Origin of the sequence: Providencia lanzhouensis (genome assembly GCF_050469745.1) — a bacterium.
Classification (GTDB): domain Bacteria; phylum Pseudomonadota; class Gammaproteobacteria; order Enterobacterales; family Enterobacteriaceae; genus Providencia; species Providencia lanzhouensis.
In genome coordinates this window covers 3,364,048-3,380,295 of record NZ_CP174123.1, presented here as the reverse complement: position 1 = coordinate 3,380,295, position 16,248 = coordinate 3,364,048, and the positions used below count along the sequence as shown (strand labels likewise).

General features: G+C 45.0%; 12 protein-coding genes. 5 read left to right on the top strand and 7 right to left on the bottom strand.

Annotation, left to right across the window (positions count from 1 at the left end; all coding sequences use genetic code 11):
- Positions 1-45: 45 nt before the first annotated feature.
- Positions 46-1,515 carry an MFS transporter gene (locus ACIH2S_RS15825; RefSeq protein ID WP_272535142.1) on the top strand — a complete coding sequence of 490 codons (1,470 nt, stop codon included), beginning with the start codon at positions 46-48 and terminating at the stop codon, positions 1,513-1,515.
- A 63-nt stretch (positions 1,516-1,578) separates the two neighbouring features.
- Here ACIH2S_RS15825 and rpoD read toward each other — a convergent pair whose 3' ends face one another.
- The 3 genes from rpoD to rpsU all read right to left on the bottom strand — a co-directional run bounded on the left by rpoD (position 1,579) and on the right by rpsU (position 5,691).
- Complete coding sequence (rpoD, locus tag ACIH2S_RS15820) at positions 1,579-3,429, bottom strand: RNA polymerase sigma factor RpoD (protein ID WP_036956252.1); 1,851 nt, start codon at positions 3,427-3,429, stop codon at positions 1,579-1,581.
- A gap of 182 nt (positions 3,430-3,611) precedes the next feature.
- Positions 3,612-5,357: a DNA primase gene (dnaG, locus tag ACIH2S_RS15815; protein ID WP_036956253.1), complete on the bottom strand. Its 1,746-nt coding sequence runs from the start codon at positions 5,355-5,357 to the stop codon at positions 3,612-3,614.
- Between the two features lie 118 nt (positions 5,358-5,475).
- The gene (rpsU, locus tag ACIH2S_RS15810; protein WP_001144069.1) at positions 5,476-5,691 is read right to left on the bottom strand and encodes a 30S ribosomal protein S21; all 216 of its coding nucleotides are present in this window, start codon (positions 5,689-5,691) and stop codon (positions 5,476-5,478) included.
- 373 nt (positions 5,692-6,064) lie between these two features.
- Here rpsU and tsaD point away from each other — a divergent pair, with 373 nt between their 5' ends.
- Positions 6,065-7,096, top strand: a complete 1,032-nt coding sequence (gene tsaD / locus ACIH2S_RS15805; RefSeq protein WP_036956254.1) for a tRNA (adenosine(37)-N6)-threonylcarbamoyltransferase complex transferase subunit TsaD — start codon at positions 6,065-6,067, stop codon at positions 7,094-7,096.
- A 92-nt stretch (positions 7,097-7,188) separates the two neighbouring features.
- On the opposite strand, the gene ACIH2S_RS15800 is transcribed toward tsaD, so the two are convergent.
- Both ACIH2S_RS15800 and plsY read right to left on the bottom strand, forming a co-directional pair.
- Positions 7,189-8,721 carry a methyl-accepting chemotaxis protein gene (locus tag ACIH2S_RS15800; RefSeq protein WP_349488028.1) on the bottom strand — a complete coding sequence of 511 codons (1,533 nt, stop codon included), beginning with the start codon at positions 8,719-8,721 and terminating at the stop codon, positions 7,189-7,191.
- Positions 8,722-9,031: 310 nt separating this feature from the next.
- On the bottom strand, positions 9,032-9,685 hold the full coding sequence (plsY, locus tag ACIH2S_RS15795) for a glycerol-3-phosphate 1-O-acyltransferase PlsY (protein ID WP_036956256.1): 654 nt from the start codon (positions 9,683-9,685) through the stop codon (positions 9,032-9,034).
- 115 nt (positions 9,686-9,800) lie between these two features.
- Between plsY and folB the strand changes: the two genes are divergently transcribed.
- Entirely contained in the window at positions 9,801-10,160 is a 360-nt protein-coding gene (folB, locus tag ACIH2S_RS15790) for a bifunctional dihydroneopterin aldolase/7,8-dihydroneopterin epimerase (protein WP_036956257.1), read from the top strand.
- Positions 10,161-10,216: 56 nt separating this feature from the next.
- On the opposite strand, the gene ACIH2S_RS15785 is transcribed toward folB, so the two are convergent.
- On the bottom strand, positions 10,217-11,452 hold the full coding sequence (locus tag ACIH2S_RS15785) for a multifunctional CCA addition/repair protein (protein ID WP_036956258.1): 1,236 nt from the start codon (positions 11,450-11,452) through the stop codon (positions 10,217-10,219).
- Positions 11,453-11,462: 10 nt separating this feature from the next.
- Entirely contained in the window at positions 11,463-12,074 is a 612-nt protein-coding gene (locus ACIH2S_RS15780; RefSeq protein ID WP_036956260.1) for a TIGR04211 family SH3 domain-containing protein, read from the bottom strand.
- A gap of 280 nt (positions 12,075-12,354) precedes the next feature.
- Between ACIH2S_RS15780 and ACIH2S_RS15775 the strand changes: the two genes are divergently transcribed.
- Both ACIH2S_RS15775 and glnE read left to right on the top strand, forming a co-directional pair.
- Positions 12,355-13,317 carry an inorganic triphosphatase gene (locus ACIH2S_RS15775; RefSeq protein WP_036956262.1) on the top strand — a complete coding sequence of 321 codons (963 nt, stop codon included), beginning with the start codon at positions 12,355-12,357 and terminating at the stop codon, positions 13,315-13,317.
- 11 nt (positions 13,318-13,328) lie between these two features.
- Positions 13,329-16,172 (top strand): bifunctional [glutamate--ammonia ligase]-adenylyl-L-tyrosine phosphorylase/[glutamate--ammonia-ligase] adenylyltransferase, encoded by a 2,844-nt coding sequence (gene glnE / locus ACIH2S_RS15770; protein WP_349488027.1) that lies wholly within the window; start codon positions 13,329-13,331, stop codon positions 16,170-16,172.
- The last annotated feature ends 76 nt before the right edge of the window (positions 16,173-16,248 follow it).

The following is a 16,248-nucleotide window of genomic DNA, read 5'->3' as shown; positions in this document are numbered from 1 at the left end:
GTTGCGATCTAACATGCGGAAAAGATCGAAAGTGGGAATAAGAGAATGAAACGAATTTTTTTGATTATCGCGGTGTGCTTGGGAACGTTTATGGCGACGCTTGATATCAGCATTGTGAATGTCGCGCTCCCTGCAATAGGGCAAGAACTGTCCACTAATCTGTCAATGTTACAATGGGTTATAGATGCTTATGCATTGTGTTTATCGGCATTGATCCTCTCTGTCGGGCCTTTAAGCGATCGTTATGGACGTAAGAGAGTGTGGCTAGTGGGGATCGCAATATTCACATTGGGATCGTTAATTTGTGCTTTGGCGTCAAATATCCAATGGCTGCTATTTGGACGTGCTGTCCAAGGCATTGCCGCCGCGGCGCTGATCCCAGGGGCGCTATCTATTATTACGCAGGCATTTAGTAATGATATTGAGCGAATTAAAGTCATTGGTATCTGGTCGGCAGTTAGCGCGTTATCACTGATCATTGGCCCTATCTTAGGGGGTTTTCTGGTAGATACCTTTGATTGGACAACCATCTTTATCATCAATATTCCGATTGGTTTGCTGACTTTGGTGTTGGGGGTATTAGGGATTACGGAAAGTGCTGATCCTGATAAAGCGGCGTTGGATCCGGTTGGTCAGTTGCTGAGTATTGTTGCTCTTGGGGGGATCACCTATGGGTTAATTGAAGCAGGGGACCTCGGTTGGAATAACCCATCGACTTTGGGAAGCTTAGCGCTTGGCACAGTGGCATTATTAGGTTTTGTTGCTGTGGAAATGAAAGTGCCACGCCCTTTATTGCCGTTGTATCTATTCAAGAAAAATTCTGATTTTTTTCAATATAATATGGCGTCATTTGCTCTCGGGTTTGCCACCTACAGTAATGTATTTTTTATCGCGCTGTTCTTACAGAAAGGGCAAGGTTGGGGAGCATTTGAAGCGGGTTTACGGATGGCGCCAGAATTTATCGCGATGGCACTGTTTTCATTCAGTTTTGGTCGGCTTTCCGGGCGATACAGTGTCCGTAACATTATGATTATTGGCTTCTTGCTGATAGCTCTGTCATCCATGTTATTGACGCGAGTGAATGCGGATACCGACTATTTCCCTATTGCAGTGACGTTATTTATTTTGGGGGCGGGCATGGGAATGGCGACGCCGGCAATAGGTGCATTGGTGATGTCGAGTGTTGAAAAAGCCTATTCAGGGATAGCATCTGCGGTGATGAATGCCTTGAGACAAACGGGCATGACTCTGGGCATCGCCTTATTGGGAACACTAATGACTCACCGAGCGGTTGATTTACTATTGAGTAATCAACAGATTAATACTCAGCTTTCCACTGAGCAGATTATCGAGCTCGTTAACCAACATGGAAATATTTCATCGACGATGATTGAGCAAGCAACGCGCTCAGCCTTTGTTTCGGGATTTAATTTAGCGATGTTTGGTGGAGCGTTGGCCATTTTGCTTTCATTAGCGTTAATGTTTAAACGTCAGCAAAAAATTAAGTGTGAGTGACAGATAAAAAAAACACCTGCCGAAGCAGGTGTTTGATTTTGTAGACTTAAAGACGTTTACGGCTTATTCGTCTAAGAAGCTGCGCAGAACTTCTGAGCGGCTAGGGTGACGTAATTTACGCAGCGCTTTCGCTTCAATCTGACGGATACGCTCACGGGTTACATCGAACTGTTTGCCCACTTCCTCTAAGGTGTGGTCAGTGTTCATGTCGATACCAAAACGCATACGCAGGACTTTCGCTTCACGCGCGGTTAAGCCAGCCAGAACCTCATGAGTTGCCGAACGTAAGCTTTCTGACGTTGCAGAATCTAACGGTAACTCTAATGTGGTATCTTCAATGAAATCGCCTAAATGTGAATCTTCATCATCACCGATTGGCGTTTCCATGGAGATTGGCTCTTTCGCAATCTTCAGTACTTTACGGATTTTATCTTCCGGCATTAGCATGCGTTCTGCCAGTTCTTCTGGCGATGGCTCACGGCCCATCTCTTGCAGCATTTGACGAGAGATACGGTTCAGTTTGTTGATGGTCTCAATCATGTGAACCGGAATACGGATTGTACGTGCTTGGTCAGCGATAGAACGGGTAATAGCCTGACGGATCCACCATGTTGCATAAGTTGAGAACTTATAACCACGGCGGTATTCAAACTTATCAACCGCTTTCATTAGACCGATGTTACCTTCTTGAATCAAATCAAGGAACTGCAGACCACGGTTGGTGTATTTCTTCGCGATAGAAATAACCAGACGTAAGTTTGCTTCAACCATCTCTTTCTTCGCACGACGAGCCTTAGCTTCACCGATAGACATGCGACGGTTGATGTCTTTAACCTGTTCGATAGTCAGACCAGTTTCTTCTTCGATTTGACGCAGTCTTTGCAGACAACGCAGAACTTCTTCTTCCACTTCCAGTAGTTTTTCAGACCACGGCTTGTTCATCGCTTTTGCTGCGGTTAACCAAGTTTCGCTGGTTTCATTGCCACTGAATAAGGTGATGAAGTTCTTCTTAGGCATTTTGCACTGTTCAACACACAGTTTCATGATGGTACGTTCTTGCATACGAACGCGGTCCATCATTTCACGCATGTTGTTGACCAAATAGTCAAACTGCTTAGGTACTAAACGGAACTCTTTGAAAACTTCGGACAATTGCTCGATAGCAGCCGCAGTTTTCGCATCGCTACGACCATATTGTTTAATATGGGTGCGAGTTTTTTCATATTGTTCGCGAAGATCAGAGAATTTCTGACGCGCTAACTCAGGATCGATGCTGTTATCGTCATCGCTATCGCTGTCATCGCCGTCTTCATCTTCTTCGTCTTCGTCGTCTTTATCTAACTCTTCTTGTGGAAGTTCAGAACCTACGTGGGTTGCTGTAGGGGCTAAATCTTCTTCCGCATTTGGGTCAACGAACCCAGTGATGAGGTCAGATAAGCGGCTTTCGCCAGCTTCGACGCGGTCATACTGTTCAAGTAAGTAGGTGATAGCCTCAGGGTATTCAGCAACAGAGCACTGAACCTGATTGATACCATCTTCGATACGTTTTGCGATGTCGATCTCACCTTCACGGGTAAGAAGTTCGACAGTTCCCATTTCACGCATATACATGCGGACTGGGTCAGTGGTACGGCCGATTTCACTTTCAACACTGGACAATACTTGAGCTGCAGCTTCAGCCGCATCTTCATCCGTGTCGGAAGTATTTTCAGCCAAAATTAAATCATCGGCATCAGGTGCTTCTTCCATGACTTGGATGCCCATGTCATTAATCATCTGGATGATATCTTCAATCTGATCCGAATCGACGATATCTTCCGGCAGATGGTCGTTTACCTCAGCATAGGTTAAATAACCTTGCTCTTTACCCTTGGTGACGAGTAGCTTAAGCTGTGACTGCGGGTTTTGCTCCATAAGACGGTATCCACACTTCTGAGTATTTAAATTGGTGTCGGTCGGCGAAACTAACGGCCAACAAGAACATTTAAAGGGACATTTGACTACGCGCTACGCCCTTTATATTTCGTAGCATTTACAGGCATTTGCCTTGTTATTTGCGGCACTTAAGCCGTTTTGTATACTATTTTTTGGATGCTTTAAGTTTTCACTCGTGAAAGAGTGATTAGACGGACTTCTTCGCGCTCTTCAGGTGTCAGCCTTTGTGTTCGTTCTTTCGCTATCAGATAGTCGAAACGCTCATCGAGGGCGCTATTAAATAGATGATTTAGAGCATCTATAAAGGTATTTTCCGCTATTTCCTCTATTTCTATATCGTTCCATGTTGCGAGTTTTTCAAGTTGTTTCGCGAAATTATTATCACGATAACGTTCTAGCAACTGCCCAGTGGTCATTCCGGGGGTGGAACGGCAAACTTCAACCAATTCCTGAAATAGAGAAAGCCCCGGCATTTGGATATGGGCAATTCCCTCTAGCGAGGGAACAAGCTCCGAAAAGTTCGGATTTTGCACCAACAACGCGATAAGTATGCGCATTGTTGTTGGTTTCAGTTTGGGTGCCTGATAGTTAACTGGCTCAGTACTCTCTCTATCAATCATAGCAAGAACTTGGGAAATATCCGGTATACCAATGAAATTTCCTAGCTCTTGTGCCATATAAAGACGTAGAGTTTCACCCGGAATCTGTTTTATCAATGGGATAGCAAGTTTACTAATTTTTGCTCGACCCTCTTGGGTTTTTAAATCCACTTGGGGAACTAAAGAGTCAAACAAAAAGGTGGAAAGACTTTGCGCATTTTCCATACGTTGCTCAAAGGCGTCTTTTCCTTCTTTGCGTACCAATGAGTCTGGGTCTTCGCCATCAGGCAAAAACATAAAACGGAGTTGTCGACCATCGGTCAGATAGGGAAGGGCGTTTTCAAGCGCGCGCCAAGCGGCTTCTCTTCCTGCTCTATCTCCGTCATAACAGCAAATTACCGTATCTGTTGAGCGATAGAGCAATTGAATATGCTCAGAGGTTGTAGAGGTGCCAAGTGATGCAACCGCATAGCGGATGTCATACTGTGCGAGTGCTACAACGTCCATATAGCCTTCAACAACAAGTAATTTTGCAAGCTCACTACTATTTTGTGTGGCTTCATAAAGACCGAAAAGTTGGCGACCTTTATGGAATATATCGGTTTCTGGAGAGTTTAAATATTTCGGCAACGCATCGCCTAACACCCGTCCACCAAATGCAATTACGCGACCACGACGATCCCGAATCGGGAACATGACCCGCTCTCTAAAGCGATCATAAACGCGACCATTATCATTAGTGACCAGCATGCCCGCTTCATCAAGTTGCTGACGGCTTTCTGGGTTCACGGCAAATTTTTTGAGAAGGTTGTCCCAGCCTGCGGGGGCAAAACCAATCGAAAAATGCGAGATAATATCTGCACTTAAACCACGTTGGCTTAAATAATCTTTGGCTTTATTGGCCGATGGATGATTTAAGGCAGCGCAGTAAAACTGATTTATTTTTTCCATCAATTGGTACAAATTTTGACGCTGATGGAGTTCAATTTGGCTGGTTCCGGTTCCTTTTTCGTAAGGAACATCCAGACCATGTAATGCGGATAACTCTTCTATCGCTTCGACAAAATCTAATTTGTCGTAATTCATCAGAAAATCGATGGCGTTACCATGGGCACCACAACCAAAACAATAGTAAAACTGTCTCTCACCATTGACAGTAAATGATGGTGTTTTTTCGTTATGAAAAGGACAGCAAGCGTGATGGTTCTTACCCTGTTTTTTTAACGGGACTTTTGCATCGACTAAATCAATGATATCGGTACGAGCGAGTAAGTCATTGATAAATGAACGCGGAATTCGTCCAGCCATAAGCCTCTTTTTCGCCTGTTGATGAACGATAATAAGCCGCGCTTCCGTTAGGAAAGCACGGCCTTTAACTGCTAACTACTTACTTGTCTGTATTGGCTGCGATTAAAATCGCAATCAATTAGTACAGACGAGTACGGCGTGCGTTTTCGCGAGCCAGTTTTTTAGCGTGACGCTTTACAGCTGATGCTTTAGCGCGTTTACGTTCAGTCGTTGGTTTTTCATAGAATTCACGACGACGAACTTCTGCTAAAACTCCTGCTTTTTCACAAGAACGTTTGAAACGACGCAGTGCTACGTCGAATGGCTCGTTTTCACGTACTTTAATTACCGGCATGTGCCTCTCACCTCAATAGAAATCGGTTTGTTGCTGGTTTTTGTTCACCAGCCGTCATTTAAAATGGTGCGGAATTTTACTTCAATGAGTACGGGTTTGTAAAGTGCCGTATAAAATTGAATCACGCAAGATCACCTGTTTCACCTCAACTTTATTCAATAAAGTGAGAAAAACCAGATAATAATGAGAATTTGCCACACGAAATTTTTATTACAGGGGTCTGATTATAGACTATACAACTTGGAAAGTCAGCCTTTTGCTGGGATTAATTGTGGGGTTTCATGACATTTTATTGTGCAATGACGCAAATTTAGGCGCGATGACGCAAATTTAGTGGTAGACTTGCCCCCATGCAACAAACAAGGGTAGTGCAATGCGTGTTTTAGGTATCGAAACATCTTGCGATGAAACCGGAATCGCAATCTATGATGATAAACTGGGTTTACTCGCGAACCAGTTATATAGCCAAATTAAAGTTCATGCTGATTACGGCGGTGTTGTACCCGAATTAGCCTCTCGTGATCATATCCGCAAAACAGTACCGCTAATTCAAGCGGCGCTCAAAGAAGCCAATTTAACCCGTGAAGACATCGATGCTGTTGCGTACACCGCAGGCCCCGGTTTAGTGGGTGCATTGATGGTGGGAGCGACAGTGGGTCGTGCACTGGCATTTGCGTGGGATGTACCTGCGGTTGCTGTGCATCATATGGAAGGGCATTTGCTCGCCCCAATGCTGGAAGAAAAAAGCCCTGAATTCCCATTTGTGGCGCTGTTAGTGTCTGGTGGTCATACCCAGCTAATTAGCGTGACGGGCATTGGTGAATACGAACTTCTTGGCGAATCCATCGATGATGCGGCAGGCGAAGCATTTGATAAAACGGCGAAGTTACTTGGTTTAGATTATCCGGGTGGCCCCGTGTTGTCTCGTATGGCGCAGCAAGGTGTAGCAGGGCGTTTTGTTTTCCCTCGCCCGATGACTGACCGTCCGGGGTTAGATTTTAGTTTTTCTGGCTTGAAAACTTTTGCGGCAAATACGATTCGTGATAACCCAGATGATCCTCAAACTCGCGCTGATATCGCCCGTGCTTTCGAAGATGCAGTTGTGGATACACTCGCCATTAAATGTAAGCGCGCGCTTGAGCAAACGGGCTTTAAACGTTTAGTGATGGCCGGTGGCGTGAGTGCTAACCGTACTTTACGCGCCAAAATGGAAGAAGTTTTGAAGCAGCGTGGCGGCGAAGCATTTTATGCGCGCCCTGAGTTTTGCACAGACAATGGCGCAATGATTGCTCTCGCGGGCTTAATTCGCTTAAAAGGCGGAGCAAATGCAGATTTAGGCGTGACCGTTCGTCCTCGCTGGCCGCTTGCAGAGCTGCCACCGTTAGATGAAGGTGCTGTTAAATAAATTATTATGTTTAAAACATAATGAAAACAGGGGGCTAGCGTATTACGTTAGCCCCCTGTTTTATGGTAAAACGTGCTTAGTGCAAGACGTTTTTAGTGCAAGATAGTCACTGCATCCTCTAAGCGAATGGAACGATCTTTAACGTGATTCGCGGTCTCGGTGCTCTGCTCAACGAGTAAGCTACTTTGTTGAGTGATGGACTCCAATTCACTGACGGCTTGTGTGATATCCGAAATCCCAGAAGCTTGCTCCGTTGTAGCATGGCTAATATGGGTAATCAGCTGCGTTACGTTTTGCACTTGATCCACGATTTCTTTCATCGTGTTCCCCGCCGCGTAGACTTGGTCTTTACCGGAACTCACTTTCTTCTCACAGTTATTGATAAGCTCGCGAATATCGTTCACTGCACTGGCGCTGCGGCTTGCTAAGCTACGAACTTCATTGGCGACGACGGCAAAACCTTTGCCTTGTTCACCCGCTCTAGCGGCTTCTACGGCGGCATTTAGCGCCAAAATATTGGTTTGGAATGCAATATCTTTAATCACATCGGTGATCGAATTGATTTTACTGGTGCTGTGTACGATTTCGTCCATAGTGATGACCACCGCATCCATCATTGCACCGCCATTCACCGCTGTTTCACTGGTTTCATTCGATAGCACATCGGCTTTATGGGTATTGTCTGCATTCATCTTAACGGAGACTGCCATTTGGTTCATGGTGGCGGCGGTTTGCTGCATATAGCCTACGGTACGCTGTGTATGGCTATCGAGTTCACCACAATCGCTCACTAACGATTGGCTGCCTTTACGAACGTTATCCACTTGCTCAGAGACATCGTTAATTAGCCAACGACACACTAAGCCCAGCTGACCAATGGAGCGCAGGATCTGCCCAATTTCATCAACGCGGCTCATGTGGTCAATGCTATTACGGTTACCTCGCGCGACGCTTAATGCCTGAGACATAATATTTTCGAGCGGCTTCGCAAAACTGCGCTCTAGCATTACATTGCCGAGTAGCAGGGTTATTAAAGTGAATAAGCTGGTTAGTAGTAGTGCATTACCGGAGAGACCCGATAAACCTGCCATCGCCATCCACAAAACAAATAAGCTGCTGGAAATTAAACGGCAACGCCAGCGAACAGACAGGGTTGAAAGTGAGAATCGACGGCGTTTTGGCAGCACGATCCCCTTATAAATTCGGCGATTGCTGCGATTTTCGACTAGGGCTTTATACAGCGGCTCAACGGCGGCGATTTCTTCTCGGGTGGCGCGTAGGCGAATGGACATATAACCGGTGATGACACCTTTTCGCTGCATAGGGATGATATTGGCACGAACCCAGTAATGGTCACCATTTTTACGGCGGTTCTTGACGATCCCAGTCCACGGCTCTCCCATTTTTAAGGTACGCCACATATCCGCAAAGGCGGCTTTTGGCATATCAGGATGACGAATAATACTGTGAGGCTGTCCCATTAATTCATTGAGATCATACCCACTGACCTGCACAAAGAAATCATTAGCGTGAATAATATTCCCTTGAAGGTCGCTTGTGGTCATCAAGGTGATATCTTCATCTAAGATATGTTCATTTTGAGTTACATATGGAGTTCTGCTCATTTTATATTCACTTTTATAGTTAAGTTTTCCTTTATATAGTCGACAGCTTTTAATTATTCATTAGTAATAAATTTGCAATATTTTAACTATTTTTTAAAAGTGTGCGCTGCGTTGCGAATAAGTGTAAGTACGTACCAAAATGAGTGAGGTGAGTGTGAGTCAATGTAGTAAAAAATAGGGAAAGTTTTTGATGGTATAGAAGGATGCGATTGAAGAGAAAGGGAAGATAATGGAAACAAAAAAGGCTGAAATTCAGCCCTTATTGTTTATCAAAGTAATGACTTATTAGAAGAGTGATTCGTGAAGGAAGCTAATCGTCGTTATCCTCACGTTGCTCTTGAGCTATCTCTTTGGTGGTTTTTTGCTTTTTATTTTTCAATTTCTGCCAAATTCGACTTTCTTGTCCGCGCCATAGACGCTGAATATTGCCATGATGGCGAACAAGCACTAAGCACGACAGCATAGCAACCGGGAAGGTGAATTCAGGCTTAAACCACCACACATAAAATGGTGCCATTAGTGCGCTGACAATCGCTCCAAGGGATGAGTAGCCACTGAGCAATACGGTGAGCAGCCAAGTGCCTGCTACCAGTCCCGAAAGATCCCAGCCGATTGCTGCGATGGATCCAAATGCGGTAGCAACGCCTTTTCCACCTTTAAAGTGGAAGAAAACTGGATAAATATGCCCAAGGCAGGCTGCAATCGCGACCAAGCCAAGATAGAATGGTTGCACATTTAAATAATAAGCAAGCCATACAGGGATCATCCCTTTCAGTACGTCACAGATCAGTACTGAGGCAGCGGCGACTTTGCCGCCGACGCGTAAGACGTTAGTTGCACCGGGGTTACCAGAGCCGTGTTGACGAGGGTCGGGTAATCTTGCCAGACGGCAGATCAAAATAGCACTCGATATTGATCCGCAAAGATAGGCGAAGATTATCATGCCAAGCGCGATAGCACTCATAACTAACTCCAAAAACGGTTTAGGCTATTTATATGTAATTCACTTCAGTCTTGGATAATACGCACATTTTTCCTGAAGTGGTATCAATTCAGCACATAAACGAGAAAATGACGTGATGGATATCGTATTTATTGAACAATTATCAGTCATCACCACTATTGGTGTATATGACTGGGAACAAGGTATTGAACAAAAACTTTTGCTCGATATCGAAATGGGATGGGACAATAAACAGGCCGCGATGAGCGATAATGTTGAATTATGTTTGAATTATGCCGATGTCAGCGAACGCATTGTTAGCTATTTAGAACAGAACAAGTTTGGATTAGTTGAGCGAGTTGCGGAAGAGGTTGCTCAACTTCTACTGAATGAATTTTTAACGCCTTGGGTGCGTATCCGAGTATCTAAGCCAGGGGCTGTAGCTCGTGCTGCTAATATGGGCGTGTTGATTGAACGTGGTACGAAAACCAGCTAATGGGGATTGCCTCGTGAATGTTGGCGGTCTATGTGCCGCCAATATTTTCAGCTATTTTAAATCATCACTTTTTGTATTTTTAGCCACTCTTCAACAGCTTGAACACGCTGTTTAGTTAGTTCCTCTCGGATTTGTGCGCCTTGGAAGCCCTGCTCGATAATCGATTTTACGGCAACCGCTTTGGCTATCTCATAGGATTGGCGTAAAAATATTCCTTGAGGATAGGCTTGGTTTTCTAACCCGCCGCGACCTCTGGCATCAGCTTCACTCACTAAACTAAGCTGAAAAATACGCTCAGGTTTACGCCAGCTATCTAATCCATCAAAGATCCCCACAATATCGGCAGCGTTGAGCTTGTTAATCACATGGATCATATCGTGATATTTTGCAGCAAGGCAGGCGAGATCTTTGGTGCTGGTTGGGATCCTGTATCGCTCGCATAAATCGATGATCAGGGGGATCCCTGCTTCCCCATGCTGTGGATGACTCGGCCAGACCGCTTTTGGCGTAAGACCTTTACCTAAGTCATGACATAACGCAGCAAAACGCACATCAATATCTTTCGATAATGTTGCCACCACGCGCATTACCATCAAAATATGGATCCCAGTGTCCACTTCTGGATGCCATTTCTCCGGAGCTGGTACGCCGAAGAGGTTATCAATTTCAGGAAATAGGACGGCAAGTGCGTCGCATTCACGTAAAACTTCAAAGTAAACTTGCGGTGAATTGGACATCAATGCTTTGTGCGTTTCTGTCCAGACACGCTCAGGGGTGAGATGGGATAGCTCTCCCGATTCCGACATGGATTGCATCAACGCCATAGTTTCTGGGGCAATTCGAAAGCCTTGTTCATAATAGCGAGCGGCAAAACGTGCCACACGCAATACGCGCAACGGATCTTCCAAAAAAGCATCAGAGACATGGCGCAGAACGCGATTTTTGAGATCTCGCACACCATGATGAGGGTCGACCAGCTCCCCCGTATCACTTTGTGCGATGGCGTTGATGGTCAAATCTCGGCGCAGTAAGTCATCCTCGATGGTGACGTCTGGCGCGCTATAACAGCTAAATCCTGTATAGCCAGAACCGATTTTTCGTTCAGTTCTGGCAAGGGCATACTCTTCGTGAGTCTTTGGATGTAAAAAGACAGGGAAATCTTTGCCTACCTGTTGAAAGCCTTGGGCTAGCATCGCCTCTGGCGTGGTACCCACCACCACATAATCTCTATCCGAGATGGGTAATCCAAGTAATTTGTCACGTACCGCTCCACCGACGAGATAGACTTTCATTTAGGCTCTCTTACATCCAACCATCATTACGTTTTTTACGGCGTGGAATAATGTGAGGGAGAAGTAACCCTAAAATTAATCCAGCACCCGCCACACCACCACCATACATAAACCACTGTAAAATTAACTCACGACGGCGATCATCCAGATTCACTTCAGCAATGTCTAACTTTTTACCCGCTTTGATAAGCTCGTTTTTCAGTTTTTCATTTTCTGCTTTAAGTTGACGCACTTCGCTATCATTATCAGCCACTTTTTGCTGCATGTCCGCGGTGCGGGTATTCCAAGTATTATCAATGTTATCTAACTGTTGACGAAGCTTTTGATTTTCAGCTTCTAACTGTGGAATTCGGCTTTTCATACTTGGGATGTCGCTGAGCTGATCCGTTGGTAACCAAACGGTGCGACCTTTGCCATCTTTAATCTGAGCAAATTTATTATCCACTGAAATCAGTTCAACGGATTCACCTGCGTTTAGAGAGCCAACAATGCGGTAGTTGGTGCCCGGACCACTACGGACATAAGTCGATAAATCTTCAGAAACGTAGCGTGTTTCAGCGTTTGCTGTGATTGAAAGGCCTAACCCCATGATTGAAACAAGTAAAAGTGGAATTTTTCGCATAGTGTTTTTATCTTTTCACGGTGAATGAGTGTCTTATTAATTAAATACTAATAAGTAAAGCCTATTGGTGCAAACGTTAAAGCATAGAGTTGTGTAAATGTTGAATGAGAATGAGAACCTTCCTAAGTCACTGGATAATACAATTTTTAAGCATTTTATTGAAACAACCCTCTAAGGGAATTTATGTTTGTAGAATTTTTGGTTTCCGTGCGGTTTCTTTTCTCTGCTCTCAGGGATTGGGGTAATATGGATGGAGTAAAATTATTAAATAAGGAAATGTATGAACCACATAGAAGTTGAACTCAAGTTAGCGGCTCAGAGTTCTGCTATTGATGCTGTTCGCCAGTGTATTTCGACGCTTTCACCGCAACATTCGGCCCCTCGCAAGCTGACTAATATCTATTTTGATACGGCACAAAGACAGCTACGCCAATGGGATATGGGATTGCGCATTCGGGGCTGTGATGGTCGTTATGAGATGACGATGAAAACGGCTGGGCAAGTGATTAGCGGATTACACCAGCGTCCAGAGTTCAACGTGGAAATTGATTCCCCTGAAATCAATCTCGCGGCATTTCCAGCAGAAATCTGGCCAGAAGGAACGGATATTGCTCAACTCGAGGATGAGTTGGAAGTTTTGTTTAGCACCAATTTCACTCGTGAAACATGGTTGGTGAAATTCGAAGATAGTGAAATTGAAATTGTCTTCGACCAAGGGGAAGTCTCTGCAGGTGCGAAAGATTTACCGATTCAAGAATTTGAACTGGAACTAAAACAAGGCTTTGTGGCGGATGTACTGAATTTAGCGAAGAAATTCGCAGATATCGATGGCCTGAATCTATCCTCCCTGAGTAAAGCGGCGCGAGGCTACTCATTATTGGCGAATGAGCCAGTACCTTTAGTCCGTCCTGAGTCTGTGTTTGATTATGAAGAACAACCTATTGAAAAATCACTATTGCACATGCAGCAACTTTGCCAGCAGCATGAACAGTATTGGCTAGCGGATGGTGAACACGCGCGTCATGGGCTCAGTGAATTCTTACGCTTTGTTCAGGCTTTCTTAGTGCATTACCAAAACTCTGCACCGCATTTTGTTCATGATCTCCCTCTGGAACAATTACGTTTGGATGTGACTGACGAGACGGTCAGCGCAGAAGGTTTTTGTTACAGTAGTCAATGGCTAAAATGCAAACTAGCCTTTATTCAGTGGTTAACCGCCTTAACATATACCGATGTCGAATAGGTACTGAATCTATGCCGCTTTCTTCCAAGCTTTTGCAGAACCAACACCAACGTATTATTCAGCAGTTTACGGAGCAATCTTCTGAGTTGCTTCCGTTAAATGAATCTGAACTGAATTTCCTGTCATTCAGTGATTTTGCGTTGAAACAGGTTCTCACCCATTCCCGATTTTTACAGCATATTCGAACACTGCCGCCAGTAGGCGATGAATGGGCTCGCTATGGGGAATGGCTGGAAGAAGCGCTAGCATCGGTGACGGATGAAGACTATTTGATGCAAGTTTTACGCACTTTTCGTCATCATATGTTAGTGCGTATCGCTTGGATGCAAACCTTAGAATTATGTACTCAGCGCGATACCATTGTGCAACTGAGCGAATTGGCTGAGGTATTGATTGTTGCGGCGCGAGACTGGCTATACAAAACCTATTGCCTCTTGTGGGGAACGCCGTGTGATCGTGCGGGAAATCCGCAGCCACTATTAGTACTTGGAATGGGGAAACTGGGTGGTAGAGAATTAAATTTTTCTTCTGATATCGACCTGATTTTTGCTTATCCCGAAAATGGGGTTACTCAAGGCGGACGTAAAGAGCTGGATAACGCGCAGTTTTTTACGCGCTTAGGTCAGAAGCTTATCCGCGTTCTTGACCAAGTCACCATTCACGGTTTCGTGTATCGCGTTGATATGCGTTTACGCCCATTTGGCGATAGCGGTCCATTGGTCTTCAGTTTTTCTGCTTTGGAAGATTACTACCAAGAACAAGGGCGTGACTGGGAACGCTATGCTATGGTCAAAGCCCGTATCATGGGGCCTGACAGCGTCCACTATGCGGATACGTTGCGTAAATTATTGCGCCCGTTTGTCTACCGTCGCTATATTGATTTCAGCGTCATCCAATCCCTACGTAATATGAAAAACATGATTGAGCGGGAAGTCCGCCGCCGTGGATTGGTCAACAACATCAAATTAGGCGCAGGAGGCATTCGTGAAATTGAGTTTATCTCCCAAGTTTTTCAGTTGATCCGAGGTGGGCGAGAACCTGCATTACAGTCACAATCTTTATTTACGGCATTGCAAGGCATTGAAGAACTTGCATTATTACCTGCGCAGCAAGTCACTCAACTGCAAGACAGCTATATCTTCCTGCGTCGGTTAGAGAATTTATTGCAAAGTATCGATGACCAACAAACCCAAACATTACCCGATGATGCTTTAAACCAGGCGCGTTTAGCGTGGGGGATGGGGTTTGCAAACTGGGCTGATTTTTATCAGCAACTGAGTACGAAAATGGCCACGGTACACCAAATCTTCGCAGAACAAATTGGTAGCGATGATGAGGAAGACCAAGTAGAAGAGTGCCATGAAGCATATATTACGCTCTGGCAAAGCGAGCTTTCCAAAGAGGAGCTGGCAAGTTATTTACCGTCAAAAGATGAACTCGTCGCAGAAAAAATGATCCACGGAATTAACCTATTCCGCCATGATCTTAATAAGCGCACTATCGGTCCTCGTGGACGTGATGTTCTTGATGAATTAATGCCAAAATTGTTGGCTAAAGTGGGTGAGCGCGAAGATGCAGGGAGAGTGATTGAGCGCATCACGCCATTACTGCTGAGCATTGTTAGCCGAACAACTTATTTAGAGCTTATGCTCGAATTTGACGAAGTGCTGACTCACGTTATTCGTTTGTGTGCGGCTTCACCAATGATTGCTGAGCAGTTAGCCCGCCATCCACTTTTGTTGGATGAATTACTCGACCCGCAATCCTTGTATCAGCCATTACCGCTCACCGCTTACCGTGATGAATTACGCCAATATTTAATGCGTGTACCTGAAGATGACGAAGAGCAGCTATTAGAAGCACTCCGCCAATTTAAACAGGCACAATTATTACGCATTGCCGCGGAGGATATCTCTGGGGTACTCCCTGTGATGAAAGTGAGTGACCACTTAACGTATTTGGCTGAAGCGATTATTGATGCGGTGGTACGCCAAGCATGGCAAATGATGGTCAAGCGTTATGGTGAGCCAGATCACTTAGCGCAGTTTGATGAAAAACAGTACGGATTTGCGGTACTGGGTTATGGAAAATTAGGCGGCTGGGAGTTGGGTTATAGCTCAGATTTGGATTTGGTTTTTCTGTTTGACTGCCCGATGAATGCGGTGACAACAGGGGATCGTTCCATCGAGGCTCGCCAATTTTATCTGCGTGTTGCGCAGCGTATTATTCATCTTTTTAGCACCCGCACGGCTTCGGGGGTATTGTACGAAGTGGATGCGCGCCTAAGACCTTCTGGTGAATCGGGCATGTTGGTCAGCACAATTCAATCTTTCGATGACTACCAAAAAAATGATGCGTGGACATGGGAACACCAAGCGCTGATCCGTGCTCGTATGGTATTTGGTGATAATTCTCTACAACAAAAATTCACGCAAATTCGTCATGAAACCTTATGTTTGCCGAGAGAGCCAGATGTGCTGCGTGAGCAGGTGCGGGATATGCGCCTGAAAATGCATCGGCATTTGGGAAGCCATCAGGAAAACGAGTTTGATTTAAAAGCGGATCCGGGCGGGATCACTGACATTGAATTTATTGCTCAATACTTAGTGCTGCGTTTTGCTATTGATAACCCAGCGCTGACTCGCTGGTCTGATAATGTGCGTATTTTTGAGTTAATGGCACAGTATGATTTTATGCCAGAAGAAGAGGCGTATGGCTTAACACAAGCGTATGTCACGATGCGTAACGAACTACATCATTTAGCGCTACAATCTTTACCAAGCCGGGTGGATAGCCAGCAATTTGCGACTCAACGAGCCTTGGTGCTATCTAGCTGGAAAAAATGGCTTGAGTAATTGATTAGCTAGCAAATTATTTAGGCGATATCGCGCAGTATGCTAGTATTAGCGGCAATTAATTTCAGATTTTCTT